23 protein-coding genes are annotated in these 22,603 nt (G+C 65.3%); 9 read left to right on the plus strand and 14 right to left on the minus strand.

The window, feature by feature from the left end:
* Positions 1-96: 96 nt before the first annotated feature.
* Positions 97-1,554, minus strand: coding sequence for a hypothetical protein (locus FIU94_RS16605; RefSeq protein WP_152466851.1), 1,458 nt, complete (start codon positions 1,552-1,554; stop codon positions 97-99).
* Positions 1,555-1,758: 204 nt separating this feature from the next.
* Between FIU94_RS16605 and FIU94_RS16610 the strand changes: the two genes are divergently transcribed.
* The gene (locus FIU94_RS16610) at positions 1,759-2,505 is read left to right on the plus strand and encodes a WecB/TagA/CpsF family glycosyltransferase (RefSeq protein WP_152466852.1); all 747 of its coding nucleotides are present in this window, start codon (positions 1,759-1,761) and stop codon (positions 2,503-2,505) included.
* Between the two features lie 7 nt (positions 2,506-2,512).
* Here the strand turns inward: FIU94_RS16610 and FIU94_RS16615 are convergent, their stop codons facing one another.
* The 7 genes from FIU94_RS16615 to FIU94_RS16645 form a co-directional block, all read right to left on the minus strand.
* Positions 2,513-3,448 (minus strand): glycosyltransferase family 2 protein, encoded by a 936-nt coding sequence (locus FIU94_RS16615; protein WP_152466853.1) that lies wholly within the window; start codon positions 3,446-3,448, stop codon positions 2,513-2,515.
* Positions 3,445-4,524, minus strand: coding sequence for a glycosyltransferase family 2 protein (locus FIU94_RS16620; RefSeq protein ID WP_254702570.1), 1,080 nt, complete (start codon positions 4,522-4,524; stop codon positions 3,445-3,447). The genes FIU94_RS16615 and FIU94_RS16620 overlap by 4 nt, the downstream gene beginning before the upstream one ends.
* A 51-nt stretch (positions 4,525-4,575) precedes the next feature.
* Entirely contained in the window at positions 4,576-5,595 is a 1,020-nt protein-coding gene (locus FIU94_RS16625; RefSeq protein WP_254702571.1) for a diguanylate cyclase, read from the minus strand.
* Positions 5,592-6,179 (minus strand): heme NO-binding domain-containing protein, encoded by a 588-nt coding sequence (locus FIU94_RS16630; protein ID WP_152466854.1) that lies wholly within the window; start codon positions 6,177-6,179, stop codon positions 5,592-5,594. Before FIU94_RS16630 ends, FIU94_RS16625 begins: the two co-directional genes overlap by 4 nt.
* 102 nt (positions 6,180-6,281) lie before the next feature.
* Complete coding sequence (locus FIU94_RS16635) at positions 6,282-7,844, minus strand: trimethylamine methyltransferase family protein (RefSeq protein ID WP_152466855.1); 1,563 nt, start codon at positions 7,842-7,844, stop codon at positions 6,282-6,284.
* A gap of 92 nt (positions 7,845-7,936) precedes the next feature.
* Complete coding sequence (locus FIU94_RS16640; protein WP_172975934.1) at positions 7,937-8,647, minus strand: HAD family hydrolase; 711 nt, start codon at positions 8,645-8,647, stop codon at positions 7,937-7,939.
* Entirely contained in the window at positions 8,644-8,928 is a 285-nt protein-coding gene (locus FIU94_RS16645) for a DUF3572 domain-containing protein (RefSeq protein WP_152466857.1), read from the minus strand. The genes FIU94_RS16640 and FIU94_RS16645 overlap by 4 nt, the downstream gene beginning before the upstream one ends.
* A 101-nt stretch (positions 8,929-9,029) precedes the next feature.
* On the opposite strand from FIU94_RS16645, the gene FIU94_RS16650 reads away from it, so the two are divergent.
* Positions 9,030-10,451, plus strand: a complete 1,422-nt coding sequence (locus FIU94_RS16650; protein ID WP_152466858.1) for a diguanylate cyclase — start codon at positions 9,030-9,032, stop codon at positions 10,449-10,451.
* A 7-nt stretch (positions 10,452-10,458) separates the two neighbouring features.
* On the opposite strand, the gene FIU94_RS16655 is transcribed toward FIU94_RS16650, so the two are convergent.
* Positions 10,459-11,172, minus strand: a complete 714-nt coding sequence (locus FIU94_RS16655) for a thiamine diphosphokinase (protein WP_152466859.1) — start codon at positions 11,170-11,172, stop codon at positions 10,459-10,461.
* A 138-nt stretch (positions 11,173-11,310) separates the two neighbouring features.
* Here FIU94_RS16655 and FIU94_RS16660 point away from each other — a divergent pair, with 138 nt between their 5' ends.
* A complete protein-coding gene (locus tag FIU94_RS16660; protein ID WP_152466860.1) occupies positions 11,311-13,599 on the plus strand; it encodes a hypothetical protein in 2,289 nt (762 codons plus the stop codon).
* Positions 13,600-13,859: 260 nt separating this feature from the next.
* Here FIU94_RS16660 and FIU94_RS16665 read toward each other — a convergent pair whose 3' ends face one another.
* Positions 13,860-14,084 carry a DUF2842 domain-containing protein gene (locus tag FIU94_RS16665; protein WP_152466861.1) on the minus strand — a complete coding sequence of 75 codons (225 nt, stop codon included), beginning with the start codon at positions 14,082-14,084 and terminating at the stop codon, positions 13,860-13,862.
* Between the two features lie 9 nt (positions 14,085-14,093).
* A complete protein-coding gene (locus FIU94_RS16670) occupies positions 14,094-15,386 on the minus strand; it encodes an adenylosuccinate synthase (RefSeq protein WP_152466862.1) in 1,293 nt (430 codons plus the stop codon).
* Between the two features lie 171 nt (positions 15,387-15,557).
* Here FIU94_RS16670 and FIU94_RS16675 point away from each other — a divergent pair, with 171 nt between their 5' ends.
* Positions 15,558-15,953: a DUF6524 family protein gene (locus tag FIU94_RS16675; protein WP_152466863.1), complete on the plus strand. Its 396-nt coding sequence runs from the start codon at positions 15,558-15,560 to the stop codon at positions 15,951-15,953.
* Between the two features lie 27 nt (positions 15,954-15,980).
* Here the strand turns inward: FIU94_RS16675 and FIU94_RS16680 are convergent, their stop codons facing one another.
* From FIU94_RS16680 to nthA, 3 genes are all read right to left on the minus strand, one after another.
* Positions 15,981-16,304, minus strand: a complete 324-nt coding sequence (locus FIU94_RS16680) for a nitrile hydratase accessory protein (protein ID WP_152466864.1) — start codon at positions 16,302-16,304, stop codon at positions 15,981-15,983.
* The gene (nthB, locus tag FIU94_RS16685) at positions 16,301-16,978 is read right to left on the minus strand and encodes a nitrile hydratase subunit beta (RefSeq protein ID WP_152466865.1); all 678 of its coding nucleotides are present in this window, start codon (positions 16,976-16,978) and stop codon (positions 16,301-16,303) included. The genes FIU94_RS16680 and nthB overlap by 4 nt, the downstream gene beginning before the upstream one ends.
* Before the next feature lie 66 nt (positions 16,979-17,044).
* The gene (nthA, locus tag FIU94_RS16690) at positions 17,045-17,659 is read right to left on the minus strand and encodes a nitrile hydratase subunit alpha (protein WP_152466866.1); all 615 of its coding nucleotides are present in this window, start codon (positions 17,657-17,659) and stop codon (positions 17,045-17,047) included.
* 355 nt (positions 17,660-18,014) lie between these two features.
* On the opposite strand from nthA, the gene secG reads away from it, so the two are divergent.
* The 5 genes from secG (at position 18,015) to FIU94_RS16715 (ending at position 22,245) form a co-directional block, all read left to right on the plus strand.
* On the plus strand, positions 18,015-18,374 hold the full coding sequence (gene secG, locus FIU94_RS16695) for a preprotein translocase subunit SecG (RefSeq protein WP_152466867.1): 360 nt from the start codon (positions 18,015-18,017) through the stop codon (positions 18,372-18,374).
* 175 nt (positions 18,375-18,549) lie between these two features.
* Positions 18,550-20,196 carry a CTP synthase gene (locus FIU94_RS16700; RefSeq protein ID WP_071971075.1) on the plus strand — a complete coding sequence of 549 codons (1,647 nt, stop codon included), beginning with the start codon at positions 18,550-18,552 and terminating at the stop codon, positions 20,194-20,196.
* A 294-nt stretch (positions 20,197-20,490) separates the two neighbouring features.
* A complete protein-coding gene (gene rlmJ, locus FIU94_RS16705; RefSeq protein WP_152466868.1) occupies positions 20,491-21,270 on the plus strand; it encodes a 23S rRNA (adenine(2030)-N(6))-methyltransferase RlmJ in 780 nt (259 codons plus the stop codon).
* Positions 21,271-21,279: 9 nt separating this feature from the next.
* Positions 21,280-21,573: a DUF1330 domain-containing protein gene (locus tag FIU94_RS16710; RefSeq protein ID WP_152466869.1), complete on the plus strand. Its 294-nt coding sequence runs from the start codon at positions 21,280-21,282 to the stop codon at positions 21,571-21,573.
* A 21-nt stretch (positions 21,574-21,594) separates the two neighbouring features.
* Complete coding sequence (locus tag FIU94_RS16715) at positions 21,595-22,245, plus strand: hypothetical protein (protein WP_152466870.1); 651 nt, start codon at positions 21,595-21,597, stop codon at positions 22,243-22,245.
* Positions 22,246-22,603 lie beyond the last annotated feature (358 nt).

The following is a 22,603-nucleotide window of genomic DNA, read 5'->3' on the forward strand; positions in this document are numbered from 1 at the left end:
CCCTTCTATCACGACAATCGCAGGACGATCGGGGAAATGTTGCCACAGGAAGAACAATCGCGCCATATTTCGCAGAATCGGCCCTGCAAGCGCCTATCACAGCACCGTTCGTTTGCCGCTGCGCTGCGGCGGCGGGGCCATCGCGGGGCGGCCCATCGTATGCCGTGGTACAGCCGACCCACGCGGCGAAAGCCGTTCCGCGTGCCCCAGGAGCGCGCCCGCCGTCAGCCAGGTCAGCGAGGTAAGTGTCGCGTTCAGCAGCATATCCACCATGGTGATCCCGAGAATCAGGCAAAGCGGCGGCACCAGCGGCGACAGCGCCCCATCTGCGTTCCGGCGCATGTAATAGGCCAGCATTGCTATGGGTAGGGCCAGCAGCCCGAACTCGCAAAGATAGCCAAGCCAGCCGAAGGTGCCGAAGATGATGATCCACCGGCCATCCGGGATCGACAGGATCTCCCCGGTTTCCCCGTCGCGTATCAGGCTGCGGCCCCAGCCGCCCCAGCCGAACAGCGGTTTTTCCGCCGCCCGCGCCAGGAGCTGCTCTTCGTTGTTGAAACGGTATTCCAGCGACTGGGCCCGCGCGGGATTGATCGCCTCCGCCTGGGCTAGGATCGCATCCAGCGGCACCAGTTGGAAATTGCGCAGCATCGGATAGACCACCGCGACGATTGCAAACAGACATGCCAGTCGCATTTGCCAGCGCAGCGGTGTGAAAAGCACAAGGGGAGTCAGCGCCACGCCATAGGCCAGCGATGCCAGGCTTTTGCACAGCACCAGCAGCACCGCGAGATAGGCAACGATGGCAAAGGCCCGAAGGCGCTGTTCGGGTTCAGCCACCCGCGCCAGCCCCGCCGCAGCGATCAGACCGGTGCAGACGAACAATGCAAGCCAAAGACCGTGCGGCAGGAACACGATGGGCCGGAAGCCTCCATCGCGCATCATCTGTTCGAACGAGTGCTGGAAGAAGCCGTAGACCCAGACGTTCATTTGCGGCGAAAGCCTGATCTCGATCAACGACGGCACCGAATAGATCAGCGCCCCCACCATCAGCGCCGTCAACAGCTCTCGAAGCCCGTTTTCCGACGCAAGGAACTGCCGCGCCAGCAGGAACGGCACCAGGCTCAGGACCTGCGCGATCAGCACCGACCCGATGTCGCGCACCGATTGCCCCGGCAGCTGATCGACGATGAACACGATGGGGTCGGCGTCGCGCAGCACTTCGAAGGTGATCGGGTCCCCGTTGGTCAGCACCGTCGGGATCGCCGACAGGACCAGCCCCGCGACCAGCCACTGCGCCAGCCGCGCATCGGGCCAGATGTTGACCCGATGCTGCACCCCCAGCAGCAGGATCAGCAGCACGCTGAGATTGGGGATCGACGTCTTGTCCATCGCCGGGATCAGCGGCAGGTTGAATTCCGCAAGCGGAGGAAGAAACAGGTATCCCCCCAGGATCGACCAGATCAGGGCGCGCTCCAGCCTTTGGGTGCGAAACAGGATCAGGCAGACCATCGGCCAGATCAGCAGCATCAGGTATGCAAGGCCGTTGGGCATGGGGGCGGTCGGGTCCTGGGATCGCTAGATGAGGTAGAGGCGGCAAATTACCATCTGGCCTGTGTCCTGTCATCCGGGTAGATTTGCGATCATCCATGATCCAGAACAAATAACCCCCCGCAAGATGTTGTTACAAAAAGATATTTTCGATGGAAGGCCGAACTGTGGGTGCGTTTCGCCGCGTCAGGGTCAGGCGGGTGGCGTGTGAAATTTGGCACGCCCCCCACCGAAGTCGCGGTCAATGTGCCCACGCGTGCCGCATTGTTTCGCGCGGTACGTCTGAAATTCGATGCCCGCGACGGATTCGCGTTGGCCACGCTGAACCTCGACCACCTGACGAAACTCCCGCGCGAGCCGGTCTTTCTGGCGGCCTACCGGGACCATGACCTGGTGGTGGCCGATGGCCGCCCCATCGTCTGGCTGTCGCGGTTGGCCGGCCAGCCATTGGAGCTGATGCCGGGGTCGGACATGATCCTGCCGCTGTGCGAACTGGCGGCGGACTGCGGCGTGTCGGTCGCGCTGATCGGCAGCAGCGAGGCGGCGCTGGAGGGGGCGGCGGACGCACTCATCGCGCGCACGCCGGGGCTGAAGATCGCCCACATCCACGCGCCACCTTACGGTTTCGACCCCGGCGGGTCCGAGGCCGACGCGCTGCTGGATGCGCTCGCCGCCAGCGGCGCGGGGCTGTGTTTTGTCGCACTTGGCGCGCCCAAGCAGGAAATCCTCGCCGCGCGGGGACGCGACCGCGCGCCCCGGGTCGGGTTCGCGTCAATCGGCGCCGGTCTGGATTTTCTGTCAGGCCATCAGGTGCGCGCGCCCCGCGTGATGCGCAAGCTGGCGCTCGAATGGCTGTGGCGCGCGCTGCAATCGCCCCGCCGGATGGTGCCGCGCTACGCCAAATGCGCCGCGATCCTGCCGGGGCTGACGTTTCGGGCGCTGCGCCGGCGCTGAGGCGGCGCTACTTGTATTCTATGATCCGGCCACGGCCACGGCGCAGCAGATACTGCAATACGCCCTGCGCCTCGGCCACCTTGCCCAGCACGGTGAACAGCGCCCAGGCCGTGCCACCGCGCCGCGACAGGCGCAAAACCTGCAGTGGATAGACCATGAAAAGCGCCAGCGCCCATGGCGTGACCAGCAGGGCCAGCAGCAGGATTGCCAGCGGCAGCACGGCCCCCCAGATCAGCGCGCGCCGCGTCTCGGCCACCCAGTGCCGCTCTGGCGGCGCACCGTGCAGTGCCGCCCCTTCGGCAAAGGCATGGCCCGCCCGGCGCGTACGGTTCCACCACTGGCCAAAGCGTGTGATGGCCGCGTCGTGCCAGGTCATCTCGGCCTCCAGCCGCCAGACCTGCCAGCCAGCGGCGCGCAGGCGGACGCAGAGTTCCGGCTCTTCGCCCGCGATCAGCGTATCCCGGTAGCCGCCCACCGCGCGCAATGCTGACACCCGCATCAGGGCATCGCCCCCGCAGGCCTTTGCCTGCCCTACCGGCGTGTCCCATTCCGCGTCGATCAGCGCGTTGTAAACACTGGCATCGGGCTGACGTTCCCGGCGGCGGCCGCAGGCCACGGCGGCCCTGGGATGCGCGGTCAGAAAATCGCATGCGATGTCTAACCAGCCCTCCCGCAGCACACAGTCACCGTCCAGAAGCTGCACCAGTGCCGCATCCTCGGGCAGGACAGCCAAGCCCGCGTTGCGCGCCCGTGCGGCGGTAAAGGGCCGCGTCATATCCAGCGCGACAACCTGTGCCCCCCGTGCCTTTGCGGCTGCAACCGATCCGTCGGTGGACCCCGAGTCCACGTAGATCACCGGGGCCGCCTTCCCCGCCAACGCGTCGAGACATGCAATCAGCCGCGCGCCCTCGTTGCGGCCGATGACGATGGCGGCCACCTTCACGACGACAGGCCCGCAAGGTGATCGGCGTAGGCCTGGCTGGTGACGGTGAAGCCCGCCCGCGCCAGCAGTTCAACGCGGTTCCAGCGCCGCGCATCGAGAGAGAACAGGCTGACATCGGGCCGCCGCGACAACACCTGCGCCCGCGCCGCATCCTCGCCATGCGCGAGATCACCCGAGGTCAGCGACGCGGCGTCGCGCGCCAGCTGTTCATTGGCGAACTTGTAGTGCTGGATCACCGGTGTGACGTCAGACACCGTGACCCCCATCGACAGATGCGGATGCGGGGCGGGCGTGACCCCCGGCCCGTTGAAGATCAGCGGGTGTTTGGTCAGACAGCAGTTTTCCCCGAATACCTTGCCCCGCACCCCGCCAAAGCGGAACTGGACCGCGTCGCTGGACAGCCTGTTGTCGCGCAAGAGCGCCGAGAACGGGATTTCCGGGCTATGGTAGTCATACCGGGCGACGCTGCTGATGTCGAAATAGACGAAGTCCCGCAAGACCCGGTCGTAAGGCAGGCGCGCCACCTCGGCCAGTGGCGCCTTGGGGAACATTTCGAGCATCTGGGCCACCATCGCGGTATGACCCTGCGCCTGCATATAGCTGGTCAGCGCCCGGATGCCGTGGGTCGCCGCGCCCTCAAAGTCCAGGATCTCGTCCATGTCCACGTAGAGGCACCAGCGATCGCGGCCATAGGTCTGCGCCGGGTACGCACGGATAAGATCCTCGTAGCGCGCCAGAGGCAGCGTGCATTGATCGACGACGCAGTCGGACCGGGCCATCAGCCGGTCGAGCGTGTCGTCGCTGGAGCCATTGTCGATAAAGGCGAAATGTCGGATGCCCAGGCTGCGGTAATGGTCGAAGAACGCGTCCAGATAGTAGCTGCCGTTGCGCACCAGCACGATGGCCAGCACGTCGTCCTCGCCGAGGTCCAGGCAGCGCGGCCCATGCAGGTGCCGGATCGAGGCGGCAAAGCGCGCCCTGCGGCGACGTTCGGACAGCCGCGCGACAAGGCGGCGCAAAAGATGGAGCGGGCTTTTCATGGTCGGGTGATACGACAGGGCTGCGCAGCCGTCCATCGTCCCGCGCCTGCGGTCGCGATTTTGAACCGACTGTGGCCCGGCGATGCGTCAGGCGCTGGACTGCTCCCGGCGGTCCAGCGTCACCCCGCGCAGCGATGCGTCGTAAAGAGTATGACGCGCCCGCCCGGCGTGTTTCGACGAATAAAGCGCCAGATCGGCATCCTCGATCATCCGGTCCATCCCCTGGCTCAGGCCCTGGGGGTGCCAGACGGTGCCGATGCTGGCGGAAATCCGGCACAGGTGGCCGTCGTAGGGTATCGGCTCTGATATGCGGTCGATGATGCGCTGGCCCACGCCGCGCAGGGTGGCCGCGTCGGCGACATTCGGGAGGACGATGGTGAATTCGTCCCCGCCGACCCGCGCCACCGTGTCGGTTTCGCGGGTCTCCTCCCGCATGATCCGCGCAGCCTGCCGCAGCACATGATCCCCCGCGGCGTGCCCCAGCGTGTCGTTGACGGTCTTGAAGAAATCCAGATCAATCTGCATCACGGCAAAGGGCACCCGGCCCGCGGCCATCCGGGCCAGCACGCCGTTCAATGCACGCCGATTGGCCAGCCCGGTCAGAGCATCAGTGACCGCTTCCTGCTCCGCCACGAGCCGCGCGTCCTGCAGGCGGTGGTTCAGCCGTCGCGATTCCTCCATCGCCGCGGTCTTGGCCTCGATGAGGTAGAGCATCTCGATCGCCAGATCCGTCGCGGCGAAATCGGCATTGCTGAGGGCAAAGTCGCGCACGCCATTCGCGATTGAAATGCCGAAGGAAAGGTTGACGATCATCCGCCCCTGTGCGTCCCCCAGCGGCACGAGAACCGCCTTGAGCGCGGTTTGCGGGGGCGCGCGCATTTCAAGATGCAACTTGGTATCCTGCGACAGGCGCAGATCGCGGAAACTGGCAATGGCGCGGGGGCGGTTGACTGCAAAGACCTCCAGAAAGTCCACCCCGATCAGTGACATGCCTTTCGACAGCTTTCTTACCGTCGGCCCGGCGTGCAGGATATGCCCTGCCGCATCGACCACCAGATGCATGGGGCACAGAACATCCAGGAAGGACAGGTCGAGCGGCACGTTCATCCCACCCGCGCCCCCAGCTCGAAACTGCGGCCCTCGGCGTAGTCGGGTTCAATCAGTGAAATCGCCAGTGTTTCGACGTCCCTCTCCGTTCTGGTCGGCTCAAGAAGTGCCAGCGCGCCATAGTCGTCGGCCATCGCACGCAGCACACCTACCATGACATGGGCAAAGCCGTGCACCGGCGACCGGCAGAGCAGACTGTAGCGCCCCGGCCCCACCGCCCGCAGTTCGATCTGCGGCAGGTGCAGATCGGGTACCGCCAGCCGCGCGCGGTCGGGCAGGTCATCCAGCGAATGCAGAAAATCGGCAAAGGTGACACCGCCGAACCTCAGCAGCCGCCGAACCCCTTCAAAGGATGGATCGGCCACCAGGAACGTGCCGAAATCCTCCAGCAGGTCCTCGCGGCAACGCCCCGTCAGCGCGATCAGCGCATCCAGTACCACATGGGTCAGCCGATCCTCGTAGGTCAGCATCGCCTCGAAACTGTCGAACTCGAGTCCCGCCCGCCGGACGACCTCGTCCCAGCCGTGCTTGCCGAAAGTTCCGCAGATGTAGTTCTGGATGCTGCGGTTGATTAGACCGTGCATGCGTCCCTCTTCCCAATATGCCCCGCGGGCACCATGCGGCAAAGGGGTTAAAACCGCGTCAACAGATGCAATTGTCGAAGAATACGCCGCAAAGGTCGCGCGTCAGAAGTCGGTCGGTGCCCCGCCTTCGGCCTTGCGCCGCGCGACAAAGTCCTGCAGTTCTTCCCGGATCGCGATGTCCAGCGGCGGCGGCTCGAAGCTGGTGACGATTTCCTTGAACATGTGGTGCGCCCGCTCCGGCGTCCAGATACCGCCCGCCGCTTCCCAGCCCTCGTAATTCTTCCAGTCCGACAGGAACGGCTGGTAGAAAGCGGTGGAGTAGCGGTCCTGCGTGTGCTGGATGCCAAAGAAATGGCCCGCCGTGCCCACCGACTTGATCGCGTCGAGCGCGATCTCGTCCGGGCCGGTGGCGCAGATCTCTGGCTGCATGTAGCGTTGGATCTGTTGCAAAACCTCGCAATCCATGATGAATTTTTCGGGACTGGCGATCAGCCCGCCCTCCAGCCATCCGGCCGCGTGATAGACCATGTTGGTCCCCGACTGCACCGCAGCCCAGAGCGAATTGGACGTCTCCCACATCGCCTGCCCGTCCGGCACGTTGGCCGCGCAGACGCCGGAGGACCGCATCGGAAGCCCGTAGAACCGCGCCAGCTGGCCGGTCATCTGAGTGGCCCGCATGTATTCGGGCGTGCCAAACGCGGGCGCCCCAGATTTCATGTCCACGTTGGAGGTAAAGGTGCCGATCGCCACAGGGCAGCCGGGGCGGATGATCTGCGCCAGCACCACAGCACAGAGCGCCTCGGCCAGCGATTGCGCAACCGCCCCGGCCATCGTCACCGGCGCCATCGCACCGGCCAGCGTGAAGGGTGTCACCACCAGCCCCTGCCCGCGCCGCGCCATGCGGATCCAGCCGTCCATCATCGGGTAGTCGTGTTTCAGCGGCGAGGTCGAGTTGATGTTGGTGTACATCCGAGGGGAGGCCTCGAACTCCTCCCAGCTCAGGCCCTGGCTGATGCGCACCATCTCCATCACATCCTCGACCCGTTCCTTGCCGAGGCTGTAGGCATGCATCACCTTGTCGGTCAGCGTCAGCTTGTCGAACAGCACATCCAGGTGCCGGACCGAGGCGTGAACATCCACCGGTTCGACCGGATAGCCGCCGGCGAAATGGATGCAGTTGAAATATTGCGTCAGCCGCAGCAGATCGCGGCACATCTCACGCGTACCGGGAACCTTGCGGCCAATGCCAAGGTCCCAGTAATTGGGCGGCGAGGACACGTTGCCGAACAGCAGGTTCCTGCCCCCCACCGTGATCCTGCGATCCGGATTGCGCGGGGTCAGGGTGAATTCGGACGGCGCCTTGCCCACCCATTCCATCACCATGTCGCGCCCCATGCGCACGTTCTCTCCGTCCACGGTGCATCCGGCCCGCGCCAGGATCTCGACCGCTTCGGGGTTCAGAAACGCGATCCCGATCTCTTCGAGAATGCGCATCGCGCCGTCGTGGATCGCCAGCACCCCTTCTTCGGTGAGCGGTTCGGTCGGGCGGTCCAGATTGACCGGAGGGTTCCATGGCATCTGTTCGATCACCGCGCTGCCACGCCGTGTTCTGGCACCCGCGCGCCCGCCGCCGCGGGCTTTGCGTTTGGTAAGGGTCTCTGTCATCGGATCGCCCTCCTGAAGCTTTCTCCAGAAGGCCCCAGGCCCGCGCGCCCATCCGTCCCGTTCGCGACGAAAGATGTCGCTTTGGGAACGCGTCAGCCCGCCGCGGCGGCCCGACCGTCCAGCCAGGCGGGCAGATGCCCGATGTCGGGCAGCACCACATCGGCCAGCGGCGCCAGGGTATCCGGCCCCGCCATCCCGGTCAGCACCCCTACACAGATCATGCCCGCAGCACGGCCCGCATGCAGATCATGGGCACTGTCACCGACCATGGCGATCCGGCCGGGTGCCAGGCCGCTCGCGGCGGCGAAGGCCAGCATCTGGCCCGGCTCCGGCTTGGCGCCGTGGCCGCTGTCCGACCCCGCGATGAAATCGAACAGGCCGTCGATCCCGGCATCGGACAGATGCGCCCGCGCGGGTGCGATGGCATCGTTTGTCGCCACCCCCAGGACAAGGCCCCGGTCGCGCAGCGCCCCCAGCAAGGCCCGCAGCGGCACCGCTTCGCGCTGCGGCGCGCGCGCTGCCTCCGCGTTCAGGATGTCAATCAGGTCCGCCGCCGCAAGCTCGGGGAACTCCGCGTGCAGCGCCTGTCCGACCTCATCAGGGGTGCCCGCGATCACGATGCTGTCGGGCGCGAATTTGCCGGTTTCGTAGTCAAAGCCGATCAGCCCCCCGGCCCGGATGGCACGGGCGGTATCCCGGCCACACAACCGGGTCAGGAACGCCTTTGCCCAGACCTCCCAGGTGGCGGCGAAATCGAACAAGGTGCCGTCCTTGTCGAAAAGCAATCCCTTGATTTCACTCATGTCCAGCTCACCTGCTCGCCCCCCGGCAGCGCCGCGCGGGCCATCATCGGACGGTCATAGGCGGCGTCTATCGAATCGCAGAATGCGACCACCCAGGCATCGTCCATCATCATAAAGTCCAGAACCGCCCCCAGAAATACCGGGTCGGTTGCACGCTGCTTCAGATCGTCCTCCGACGCGCCGGTGCTGCCCAGGAAGACGGGCAACAGATCATCGTTTCCGACCAGCCAGGCCAGGGCCTGCAGGGCAAAACTTTCAGCGGACTCTCGCGCAAGTGACATGGGGTTTTCCGGTTTTTAGGATTCTGGCAACGCTTTGTTAACCAATGGAGCGAAAAAAGTAGCCATGAGGTCTATACATTCTTCACGTGGGGTTCGGAGGCATGCAAGGTAAAATCCTGATCGTGGATCCGATTGCGACGCACCGGATCATGCTGAAGGTGAAACTGGCCAGCGCCTTCTACTGCGTGCTGCAGGCCGGCACCATGGCCGAGGCGCAGGATATCGCCGAAACGCGGGCACCCGATCTGATCCTCTGCGCGATGCACCTGCCCGATGGGTCCGCTGCGGCACTCTGCAAGGCGCTGTCCGACCGCCCCCGCAGCAGGCCGATCGCGATGCTGGCCCTGTCCACAGGTGTCGACAGGCCGACCCGCATGGCCGCGCTGGCGGCCGGGGTGCACGACGTGCTTGCCCGTCCCTTCGACGACACCCTGCTGCTGAGCCGCGTGCGCAGCCTGATCCGCGCGCACAACACGGAAGCCGATTGGCGCATTCGCGATGACGCAGCAGGCCCGCTCGGCTTTGCGGAGCCGGAAGTCCCCTTCGGCGCGCAAGGGGCTTTCGTCTTGGTCGGCCGGAACAAGGCCGTCATGCAACGCTGGGCCATCCAGATGCGGCCCCTACTGGGCGCGGGGGTGATGCTGGCCAACGTCACCGATGTGATGAGCGAACGTATCGTCGCAAGGGCACCTGACATCTTTGTCCTGACCATCGACACCGATACCCCCCATCCCGAGGAAAATCTGCGGTTGATCTCGGCCCTGCGGGCGAACGCGCACACCCAGCATTCGGGCATTCTGGTGCTGCAGACGCGGCCCGATCCCGCCCTGGCCGCCACCGCGCTTGACCTCGGCGCGGATGATCTGATGACCGAAGGCTTCGACGCCGATGAACTCGCGCTGCGCCTCAAGGCGTTGCTGCGGCGCAAGCGGGTGACGGATCACCTGCGCCAGACCATCCGCACCGGCCTCAAGGCGGCGACGCGCGACCCGCTCACGGGGCTCTACAACCGGCGCTATGCGATGCCGCATCTCGCACAGGTGGCCGAACAGGCGCGCGGCACCGGGCGGCCCTTTGCGGTCATGGTCTGCGACCTGGACCACTTCAAGCAGATCAACGATCTGTTCGGCCACGCCTCGGGCGATGCCGCACTGGTGCAGGTCGCCGAACGGCTGCGCGGCGCGTTGCGCCCGACCGACATGGTGGCCCGCATCGGCGGCGAGGAATTCATGATCGTCATGCCGGCCACCACGGCTGCGGAGGCGCGGCAAGCCGCCCTGCGCCTGTGCGACCAGATCGGCTGCCGCCCCTTCGATCTGCCCGGCAGCGCGACGCCGGTGCGCATCACCATCAGCATCGGCATGACGATAAGCAGCGCCCCGCACAGCCTGCCGAATGTCGGCGAACCGGGTGTCACGCCACAGGAGACCGGAAACCGGCTGATGGATCAGGCGGACAAGGCGCTCTACACCGCCAAGGTGAAAGGCCGCAACCAGGTCGAGATGAGCCGCCCCGCAGCCTGACACCGCATCATCCTGCGCGCCGGGGCCAACGGGCGGCGGATGCCGCCGACAAGGACGTCGCCACCGGCCGCAGCATCCGCCGCGGCAGCAACATCAGCATCGCGGGGGCGTCCACCTCCACTGTCATCGGCCCCGTCGCGTGGTTCGATGTGCCGGATTGAAGGCCCGGCGCAAAGCCCAGCCCATCGAGTGGCCAGTGCAGCCCCGTGCTGCGCGCCGAGACGGGTCCAAGCGGAAACAATGAAACGACATCTCCCGGCCCGGTCGGCAGGGCGATCCGGGGTGGCGTGAGGAACACCACCTCTTCCGCCCCAAGCAGGACGCAGGGACGGTCGGCACAGACCATCAGGGTGTGCAGGGCCGCAAGCTGATGATCCATCCGTCCGCCGGTAAATCCCACGGCAATGACCAGCGGCGCGTCGATGCGGGTCAGCGCCTTTTCGAAATCGGTGCTGTCTTGCTCCGCGATCGGGTGCAGGACCTCGGGCGGCAATGCGTCCCGGTCCGCCCTTGTCAGGGAATCGAAATCGCCGATCACCGCTTCGGGCATCACCCCGGCTGCCAGCGCAGCCCCCGCGCCGCCGTCCGCTGCAACGCACCTCGGTGCCAGCGTCAACGCTTCGGCAAGGTCCTGCGGCGTAGAATTCCCCCCACCGACCAGCGTGATTGGCACCGTATCGTACACAATGCTATTTGTTTTGGCGACAATGCCGTCATTCATGGCTCATTTGCCCTTATTCCGGAAACAGATCACATTCTGGCCTTGAAATGATACGATGCCTTGCACAGATTCGGGCCGGTTTGGTCTTGGACATCGTGGTAAACAGGTTTCTGCACAACCGCAGAGGACGAGCATCCGATGATGAGTAACAACAAGATCCTGACCGTCTCCTATGGCACGTTTTCGTGCACGCTGGAAGGTTTCGACGACAGCTTCGGCACCATGAAGGCGATTGCGGAGTATTTCCGCGACCTGGCGGCAGACGACCGTTACTTCGGTGCCGAACCACCCCAGCCGGACGCGGAAATGCTCGCCCGGATTGCGCAGAAGGAAATTTCTCGCCGGGTTCAGGCCCGCGAACACGAGGGCAAGATCGTTCTCAGCGCCCTGGAAGACCAGCGGGACACCGCGCGGGCGCAGGAACAGCAGACATCGGAACAGCAGACACCGGCGGCCCAATCGCCCGCCCCCGCCGAACAGCCTGCTGCCCCGGCAGCCGCTGCCGAGGCCGAAGAGACCGCCATCGCCGCCGAGGCGCATGTGGATATCACCGATGTCTCCGATCCGCTTGAGGAAGAAGACGTGGCAGCCCCGGTCGCGCAGACGCCTGCCGAAGAGACCGACAATATCTCCGACACCGCCGCCGAAAGCGCGGAGAGTGACGCGGAAACCGACATCGTCCCCGGCCAACCGGATTCGGAAGTCGGCTCCTTCTTTGCCGAAAGCGATGCGGCTACCGTCGCATCGGATGATTTCGAGGACGCTGCGGATGACATCGCCGAGCAGGCAGTCACGGCAGAGACCGATGCGACGCCGGTAACGGCCCCCGCCCCCGTCAGCGCGGCCCCCGCCCCCGACAGTATCGCAGCCAAGCTCCAGCGCATCCGTGCAGTGGTCGCCCAGCATGACGGCAACGCCTCCGACGACGGCTATGCCGAAGACGAGCACGCCGTCGCGACAGCCTCGGCCGATGCGCATGCCTTCTACGGCGATGACGACATGGCAGATGACGACCTGGCCGAACAGGACGCCGTCGCCCTGGCGCGTCATGACATCGAAGACGCGCTCGACGCGGACGATGCCGCCGACAGCGCCGAAGAGGCTGACGAGTACAGCGACATCCTGAGCCGCCTGTCGATGGAAGACGACGCGCCCGCGGCGACCTTGCCGGAAGAAACCGCGCAGCAAGACACCACGGAGCAGCACGCTGCGGAACAGCATGACGCGCTCGCCAACCTCTTCGGGTCCGACGACGACGCAGAAGACGATGACGAGGTTCTGACACAGGACGCCGCGGACGAGGCGCCAGAGGCAGATGACGATTTCGACATCGCGGCAGAAGCCGAGGATGACCTCGACGCGGACACCGGGGAAGATGCCCACACCTCCACCGAGAATGCCGAGGCGGAGGTCACTGCGCCCCCACAGCCCCGTGCCCGTGTGATCAAGGTCAAACGTGCCGAACTCGAAGAGGCCATCGCCCGCGGTCAGCTGGAAGAATACGAAGACGAAGACCAGGACGACGACGATTTCGCAATGTCCGACGATGACGCGGACGGCGACCTGGATTTGGACGACCTGGCACCTGCCAAGTCCGGCAACGCGACTTCGCTCTCGCCAGAAGACGAACAGGAACTGGCGCGCGAACTGGCGGAACTGGAAAAGGACATCGTCAGCGATAGCGCCGCGTTGGACAAAGAGCCCGCGGCAGGCTGGACATCCGGCAACGCGCGCCACGCCCTGCCCGAGATCGAGGACGAGGCCAGGGGCGACATGACCCGCCTGATGGCTGAAGCCGACCACCAGATGGACGAACCCGAAAGCACGAAACGTCGCAACGCCTTTGCCCATCTGCGCGCCGCCGTCGCGGCCAAGAAGGCGGACAGCGCCATCGGCACCGATACGGAGCGCGATGAAAAGAACCGTGCCTTCCGCTCGGACCTGGAAGAGGTCGTGCGCCCCCGTCGCCCCGTCGGATCGGGAAGCCGGACCGCGCGTCCGGGCGAATCGCGCCCTGCACCGCTGAAACTGGTGGCGGAACAGCGGATCGACGTGGACCGCCCCCGGGCCGAAGGGCCGGTGCGCCCGCGCCGCGTCTCTGCGGTGACAGCCCAGCCCAAGGCGCCCGCCGCCGGCACCGTCAGCTTTGCCGAGTATGCCGAGGAAATGGGTGCGCATTCCCTGTCTGAACTGCTGGAGGCCGCAGCGGCCTATATGTCGTTTGTCGAAGGGTTCGAACAATTCTCGCGCCCGCAGCTGATGACCAAGGTGCGCCAGGTCGGTCCCCAGGACGGCTTCAGCCGCGAAGACGGGCTGCGCTCTTTCGGGCAGCTCCTGCGGGCAGGCAAGATCGAAAAGATCAAGGGCGGTCGCTTTACCGTATCAGAGGACATCGGCTATCGTCCCGACCAGCGCGCCGCCGGTTGAACACAGCCCACCCGGCATGAAAAGGCCGCCCCTCGGGGCGGCCTTTTCATTTCGATGCATGGCCTTGCAAACAGCCGCCAAGGACGTGGCATGACGTCGGACGATGGCCAGCGATGGCCTATTCGGCGCGAACGCCGTCGACATGCTGCCTGAGCGCGACCCAGCGCGGTCCACACATCCCGAGCCCCGGCTTCACTCACCTGCATCAAAGGCTGAAACGGACTACCCCTGCAGGGGCCTCTCGACCCGACGGCGCAACCTCAGTCGTCCCGCCCGTCGGGGTCCGCCTGCCCGACGCCCCTGAAGACGAACTTGAAGGGAATCGCCCAAAGCACGCCAAGGCCCACGTAGACCGCCAGTTCCACCAGGATCGAAGGCCTGTCGAACAGCGCAACCACGTTCAGCGCCACCACGATATAAAGCGGCAGACCGATTAGCAGGATAACCAGCGCCCAGCGGCGCCGCGCCTTGTAGCTCAGGGCCATGCGATCTCCTCAGTCAGCGAAGGGGTCTGTCACCAGGATGGTATCCTCGCGCTCCGGCGAGGTGGAGAGTAGCGCCACGGGGCATTGGATCAACTCCTCGACCCGGCGCACGTATTTGATCGCCTCCGCCGGCAGGTCGGCCCAGCTGCGGGCGCCTTCGGTCGATTGCGACCAGCCCGGCATTTCCTCGTAGATCGGGGTACAGCGCGCCTGCTGGTCCGCCGCGGTCGGCAGATATTCCAGGGTCTTGCCATCCAGTTCGTAGCCCACGCAGATCTTGAGGGTATCAAAACCGTCCAGCACATCCAGTTTGGTAAAGGCGATGCCGTTCACGCCCGATGTGGCGCAGGTCTGGCGGACCAGCACCGCATCGAACCAGCCGCAGCGGCGCTTGCGCCCGGTGACGGTGCCGAACTCATGCCCCCGTTCGCCCAGCCTTTGGCCGTCCGCATCGTCCAGTTCTGCCGGGAAAGGCCCTTCACCCACGCGCGTTGTATAGGCCTTCACGATCCCAAGGACAAAGTCGATGGAGCCGGGCCCGATCCCGGTGCCGGTCGCCGCCTGCCCCGCGATCACGTTCGACGAGGTGACGAAAGGATAGGTGCCAAAGTCGATGTCCAGCAGCGCGCCCTGCGCACCTTCGAACAGGATGCGCTTGCCCGCCTTGCGCTGTTCGTTCAGCACCTTCCAGACCGGTGCGGCATATTCCAGGACGGTCGGCGCGATCTCTTTCAGCGACGCGATCAGCGCGTCGCGGTCCACCGGTTCCAGCCCCAGCCCCCGGCGCAGCGCGTCGTGATGGACAAGCGCACGGTCCACCCGCAGCTCCAACGTGGCCTCATCTGCCAGATCGGCCACGCGCACCGCGCGGCGACCCACCTTGTCCTCGTACGCGGGGCCGATGCCGCGCCCGGTGGTGCCGATCTTGGCCACCGAATTCTGCGCCTCCCGCGCGCGGTCAAGCTCGCCGTGAATCGGCAGGATCAGCGGCGTATTCTCCGCGATCATCAGGGTTTCCGGGCTGATCGTCACGCCCTGGCTGCGCAGGCCTTCGATCTCCTTTACCAGATGCCAGGGGTCCAGCACCACGCCGTTGCCGATCACGCTCAGCTTGCCGCCGCGCACGATGCCCGAGGGCAGCAGGCTCAGCTTGAAGACCTCACCGTCGATCACCAGCGTGTGGCCCGCATTATGCCCGCCCTGGAACCGCGCGATCACATCGGCCCGCTCGGACAGCCAGTCGACAATCTTGCCTTTCCCCTCGTCTCCCCACTGGGCACCGACAACAACGACATTGGCCATATTGAACTTCCCCTTTTGGCAACCGGGCCTGCTATAACGTCGAAGCAGCGCGGGTGAAACTGAAAAACGTGACCGGCCCGCGCGGATTGTCCGCAGAGGTGACGGTCAACATGGACTTTGACCGCGTTTCGGGGCTATGGACCTGCCCAAACCGCAAGGAGGGTCTGCACAATGGGTTTCGTGATGCGCTGGGTCTGTGCGTTTATTCTGCTGGCGGCGACCTTCAACCCGACGGAATACAATTACACCAACTGGGTGATGGATTATGGCGGGGCCAATCTGTCCATCGCGGTGCTGCTGGGGCTTCTGCTGCTGATCGGCTACATCATCTACCTGCGGGCGACGCTACGCTCCATCGGGGCTTTTGGCATGTTGCTGGTGCTGGCGGTCGTGGGTGCGGCGCTTTGGGTGCTGTATGACCTCAAGGTGCTGCGCCTCGACAATTCCAGCGTCAACGTCTGGCTTTCCCTCGCGGCGTTGAGCCTCGTGCTTGGCATCGGCCTGAGCTGGAGCCATGTGCGCCGCGCGCTCTCGGGTCAGGCCGACATCGACGACGTCGACGAATGACGGGACGGCGGGCGGGGCGATCCGGCGTCAGCCGGGAGCGTCGTCCAGCCGCACCGGCGCCCCATGCGGCGTGCGCAGATAGGTCGCCTCCCACGCATCGCGCAGCGCGCTGACATCGCCCGCTTCGGCCATTCCGCGCTCGGCCAGCAGGTCCTCCAGGGTTTCCAGCCAGGCGGCAAAGTAATCCTCGCCCCCATTCAGGTCCCGCGACAGACCGTGCCGCCGCAGGGTCGCGCCGAGACGCGCGGCCCAATCGCCCCAGCTGAACTGGCCGCTTTCATTCAGATGCACCGTCAGGGCAAAGACCTGCGCATGCCAGGGTGCCTCGAATGCCGGTTCGGGCCGGATCATGGTGCAGCCCTCAGATAGCTTTGCCACAGGTCCACCACCACCTCGTCACCGGGGTGTTCCGGATGCGCCCAAAGCTCGGACGCGGGAAAGACCACCGCATAAAGCGGTTCGGGCGCCTCGCCCAGCCCATGCGCATTGCTGTCGGGAAAAACATGTGATCCGTGCAGCCGCAGGATGCGCCCCCGCGCCCCGGCGGCATAGGCGGGCAACCGGGTGTGACCACCCGGCACCGCGGCATTCTCGGCCTGCGCCCGCGTCACCACCGCATCACCCGCCGCAAACACCGGCCTCACCGCGCTGGGGCGGTCCACCGGCCCGCCGCGCGCCAGAACCTCTGCCACCCGGTCGCGGGTCAGTGCCCGGTCCGCCAGCGGGCTGGGCCCCGCCTCCGCCGCGCCGGTCAGTTCGTCGCGGGTGACAAGCCCCTGCTCCACCAGCAGGTTCGCCAGCGCCGCCATCCATTTTTCGTAGTAGGAGAACCGGGTATAATCCTTTGGCGCGAGCCGTTCGCGCGCATGGCGCGACATGTCGAGGTTCCATTGCCCCAGCGGGCCTGTCGCCACAGTGACCGCCATGGCACGCGGGTGCCAGTCCGCGTGAAAGATCACGCTTTCCTCTTCGGGCACCACCGGTCCATCGCCGAACCGCCCGCCCATGTCGTGGACGCGGGTCACGCGACTGCGCCAGTATGGTCGTGGACGCAGGTCACGCGACTGCACCAGGATGGTCGTGGACGCGGGTCATGGCTGCGCCGCCAGGGCAGTGCCGATCATGCTGTCGCGGCTGACGAGGGCCATCAGCGCGTCTTCGTCCATGCCTTCGGTGCCTTCGGGCCTGCGCGGGATCACCAGATAGCGCATCTCCGCCGTCGAATCCCAGACCCGCACGGCTGTCTCGGGCGGCAGCTCTACCCCGAAGTCCGCCAGCACCCTGCGCGGTTCGCGCACCACGCGGGCGCGGTAGGCATCCGACTTGTACCAGCCCGGCGGAATGCCCAGCAGCGGCCAAGGATAGCAGCTGCACAGGGTGCAGACGACCATGTTGTGCTGCGTCGCCGTATTCTCCACCGCCATGATATGTTCGCCCTGACGACCGAAAAAGCCCATATCGGCCACCACCGCGGTCGCATCCTGCATCAGGTCGGCGCGAAATCCCGCGTCGGCCCAGGCCCGCGCCACCACCCGCGCGCCGTTGCGGGGGCCGATACGGTTTTCATAGGTGTCGATGATCTCGTCCAGGGCGGCGGGGTCGATCAGACCCTTGCGGGTCAGCAGCGTCTCCAGCGCCCTGACCCGCAGCGCCGGGTCCGGTGGCAGCAGGGCGTGGGGATCGTCTGAATCGTGATCATGTGGCATATGCAGACACTGGCGCAGCATATCGCAATTGTCCATAACACGGAGCCCGCCCGCCCCACTGCGGCACATTCGGCCAAGTCCTTCTGAACGCGCATCTCTTTTCCGGCGAAAAACGCGACGATTCGTGCTATGATCCCTGCCAAGAAGCGAGTCTGATACACCTCAATTCCAGGATGAACCTCTTAAGAACAGGCGTGGTTGAGAACCGCTTCGGTAAAGACCGCCCAGCCCTTGGGCGGTCTTTGTTTTATGCCCGGCGGCGGGTCTCCACCAGCCCGCGCGGCGGGGCCAATCCTCCCTTGCCCCGCAGGGCAAAGACGCCTAGATACCCCAAAACGGAAACGAAAGCGGTGTCATGGAAAACGTCCTTCTGATCATTCACCTTCTGCTGGCCCTGGGCCTGATTGCGGTCGTCCTGCTGCAAAGATCCGAAGGTGGCGGTCTGGGCATGGGCGGCGGCGGTGGCGCCGTGTCCGGTCGCGCGGCGGCGACGGCCCTGGGCAAGCTGACCTGGCTTCTGGGCGTGGCCTTCCTTGTCACCTCGATTTCCTTGACCATCATCGTGGCGCAGAAATCTTCTGGCGCGTCGGTCATTGACCGGCTTGGCGGGGCACCGGCCAGCCAGTCCGACGAAGGCACGACCGCACCGGCGGGCGATAGCCTGCTGCCGCCGACAGCGGATGACGATGCACCCTTGGTCCCCGCGGCCGATTAACCTGAATACACAAGACCTTGAGGCATCGCTGATTTTCGCAACATGATGTTGCGGGATGCTCTTGCCTCGACCAACCGAATCCTGTTAGGCTTAAGTCCCGTGGTGGTGCGGATTTCCGCAGCGCGTGAGGCTTGTCTTGCCACAGAAATGCGACAACACGGGGGCTTTCCAGAACATGGCGCGTTACATCTTCATCACCGGCGGTGTGGTCTCCTCCCTGGGCAAGGGGCTGGCGTCGGCGGCGCTGGGGGCATTGCTGCAGGCCCGCGGATTCTCCGTGCGGCTGCGCAAACTCGACCCCTACCTGAACGTCGATCCCGGCACCATGTCGCCCTTCGAACACGGCGAGGTCTTCGTGACCGACGACGGTGCCGAAACCGATCTCGACCTCGGCCATTACGAGCGTTTCACCGGTGTGCCCGCGCGCATGACCGATTCCGTTTCCTCGGGGCGGATCTATTCCAACGTGCTGGAAAAGGAGCGCCGCGGCGACTACCTCGGGAAGACCATCCAGGTGGTTCCGCATGTGACGAATGAAATCAAGGACTTCCTGCATATCGGGGATGACGAGGTCGATTTCATGCTCTGCGAGATCGGCGGCACGGTGGGCGACATCGAAGGCCTGCCCTTCTTCGAGGCGATCCGCCAGTTCAGCCACGACAAACCCCGCGGTCAGTGCATCTTCATGCACCTGACCCTCCTGCCCTACCTCGCCGCCTCCGGCGAACTGAAGACCAAGCCGACCCAGCACTCGGTCAAGGAACTGCAAAGCATCGGCATCGCCCCCGACATCCTGGTCTGCCGCTCCGAACAGCCGATCCCGGAGAAGGAGCGCGAGAAAATCGCGCTGTTCTGCAACGTCCGCAAGGAGGCCGTGGTCGCCGCCTACGACCTGAAATCCATCTACGAGGCGCCGCTCGCCTACCACGCCCAGGGGCTGGACCAGGCGGTGCTCGACGCCTTCGACATCTCGCCGGCCCCCCGGCCCGACCTTGCCATGTGGCACGACGTCTACGACCGCATCCACAACCCCGAGGGCGAGGTGAAGGTGGCCATCGTCGGCAAGTACACCCAGCTTGAGGACGCCTACAAATCCATCGCCGAGGCGCTGACCCACGGCGGCATGGCCAACCGCGTGAAGGTGCGCGTGGAATGGGTCGATTCCGAGATCTTCGACAAGGCGCAGGACGTGGCGCCGCACCTCGAAGGGTTCCACGCGATCCTCGTGCCCGGCGGCTTTGGTGAACGCGGCACCGAGGGCAAGATCAAGGCGGCGCAATACGCCCGCGAGCACAAGGTGCCCTACCTCGGGATCTGCCTCGGGATGCAGATGGCGGTGATCGAGGCCGCGCGCAACCTTGCCGGGCTCAAGACCGCCGGGTCAGAGGAGTTCGACCACGAGGCCGGCAGGAAACGGTTCGAACCGGTCGTCTACCACCTCAAGGAATGGGTACAGGGCAACCACAAGGTCGAACGCAAGGTCGGCGACGACAAGGGCGGCACCATGCGGCTCGGCGCTTACGACGCGGTGCTGACCCCCGGCTCGCGCGTGGCCGAAGCCTATGGCGCCACCGAGATCGACGAACGCCACCGGCACCGCTACGAGGTCGATATCGCCTACAAGGAAAAGCTCGAGGACACCGGCCTCGTCTTCTCCGGCATGTCCCCGGATGGCCGCCTGCCCGAGATCATCGAATGGCCCGACCACCCGTGGTTCATCGGCGTCCAGTTCCACCCGGAACTGAAGTCGAAACCCTTTGCCCCGCATCCGCTGTTCAAGGATTTTGTCCGGGCGGCGAAAGAGGTTTCGCGGTTGGTTTGAGGTGGCGTCGGTCGGGAGCGGCCTTTCGCTGCGTCAGTTAGCAACGTCGGCTATGTGGACTTAGCGGTCATGTCCGACATCCGAAACAGATCGCGCCCGAACCGAGGGGTGGGCGAGTAGCGCCCGCCCCGTGGGGGCGGTTCGGGCGCTGCCAAAGCTTTGCTTTGGCAATAGGTCTTCGCTTTGAGAATAGAACATGCGCTCGAAGCTGACCTCAACTACGTTCAGTACGAAAGACCTGATCAGGCCGCGCCCACCCTTCCCCTCCGTCACCCCATCCCCTAGAACCACCTCATGCTCTCCTACCAGCACATCTATCACGCGGGGAACCTTGCGGACGTTCACAAGCACGGGCTGCTGGCCTGGATGCTCGATTACCTGACCGCCAAGGACAAGCCGCTGACCTACATGGAAACCCACGGCGGGCGGGCGCTTTATGATCTGGCCGATGCGGCGGCGCGCAAGACCGGCGAGGCGGCGCAGGGCATCGACCGCGCCCGTGGCTGGTTCGGCGCGGAGCATCCCTACCCCCGCGTGCTGGACGCCGTGCGCGCCGACCACGGGCCCAGCGCCTATCCCGGCTCGCCGCTGATCGCCGCCCGGCTGCTGCGCCCCAGCGATCAGATCCACCTGGCCGAACTGCACCCCGCCGAACACGCCGCGCTGGACCTCGCCATGTCGCCCTACCCGGCGAAATGCCACCTGCGCGACGGGATCGAAACGGCCTTCGCCCTCGTCCCGCCGACCCCGCGAAGGGGCCTGATGCTGATCGACCCCAGCTACGAGATCAAGTCGGACTACGAGACCCTCCCGCGCACCATCCAAAGGCTGGCACGCGCCTGGAACGTCGGCATCATCGTCCTGTGGTACCCGATCCTGACGACCAAGGCACACCAGCCCATGCTGGCGGCACTGGCGCAGGCGCATCCGCAGGCCCTGCGGCACGAAGTCCGCTTTCCCCCGGCGCGGCCGGGACATGGGATGGTTGGATCAGGCCTTTTCGTGATCAACCCGCCCTACGGACTGGAGGGCGAAGCGAGACGCCTTGCCTCTCATTTCGCGAACCTCGGATAGGAGACGCCGATGCCAAAAGGATACTGGATCGCCCGGATGGACGTCAAAGACGCAGAGACCTACGACCGTTACCGGGCGGCCAACGCCAAACCCTTCGCCGACTACGGGGCGCGCTTCCTGGTGCGCGGCGGCGCTCAGGACCTGCGGGAGGGCGCATGGCGCAGTCGCACCGTTGTCCTGGAGTTTCCCAGCCTCGCCGACGCCATCGCCTGTTACGAAAGCGATGCCTACCAGAACGCCAAGGAGATACGCCTGCCCGTTTCGGAGGGTGACCTGGTGATCGTTGAAGGATACGACGGCTGAGAATCGTGCTAGGCTGCGCGCATGACATTCTTGCGCGCCCTCCTGTTGTCTCTGACGCCGACCGGCCTTCTCGCCTGCGGGGCGCCTGTCTGCCTTGTCGATCCGGACAGCCTTGCGCTGACGCGGGTCATCACCTTCGATGACATCCGGTCCGGGTCCGGGCCCGGGCGGCTGGCCGACGATGTCATCGACCTGGACGGCGCCCAGTTCGGCGAACGCTTCGCGGGACAGGGGCTGGCGGCGGCGGACACCCACGATCAGGTGATCGGTGCCGCGCTGGGTCCGCTGATCCTGCTGCCCGGCCAGGCGGGCCAGAACCTGTCCATCGTGCATTTTTCCGGCAACGCGGTGTTGAACGGCTATGGCCCCGCCGGATTTCCCCGCCGCGAGGGTCAGGGCGAAGGGGCCATCGCCTGGCTATTCGACAACGACCAGACTGCGCTGTCCTTCGAACTGCGCGGCGGCGAAGACGGGGCGGCACTGGCCCAGTTCCTGCGCCGCGACGGGTCCGTCATCGGCGCGGTGCCGGTCGAGCCGTTGGGCGAAATGACGCTGGGTTTCGCCCGCGCGGGCGACATTCGCGACATCGCCGGCGTCGTGCTGACGAATACCGACCCCCAGGGCATCGCGATCGACACATTACGCTTTGGCAATCCGCCGGACCTGAGCTAGGCTCTGGACTCATTAATTCCATACGCTCAGTTTGACAGATTTTTCCGCTGACAAGGATCATCTGCGCAGGAATAGTAATTCTATTTCAAGCAGATGCGACGCAGCCTGCGGGAAAATCCGTCAAACCCGTCACGCAGAAGGCGTGCCAGCATGACTCGGCGCTCCTTCGGAGCGACGGGCGGCGATTTCACTTCATTTCAATGTCTTGGGTCGCTTGCAAATAGAACCTACCACTGCCCGGCAGGGCATTGCGCAGCAATGTCCCGAGAGGGGATTGGCTGCGCGCCCCAAACCATTGAAATTTCGTGAAATCGCCGCTGAGCATATGGAATTAATGGGTCCAGAGCCTAGGTAGACC

Origin of the sequence: Sulfitobacter sp. THAF37, from assembly GCF_009363555.1 — a bacterium.
Classification (GTDB): Bacteria; Pseudomonadota; Alphaproteobacteria; order Rhodobacterales; family Rhodobacteraceae; genus Sulfitobacter.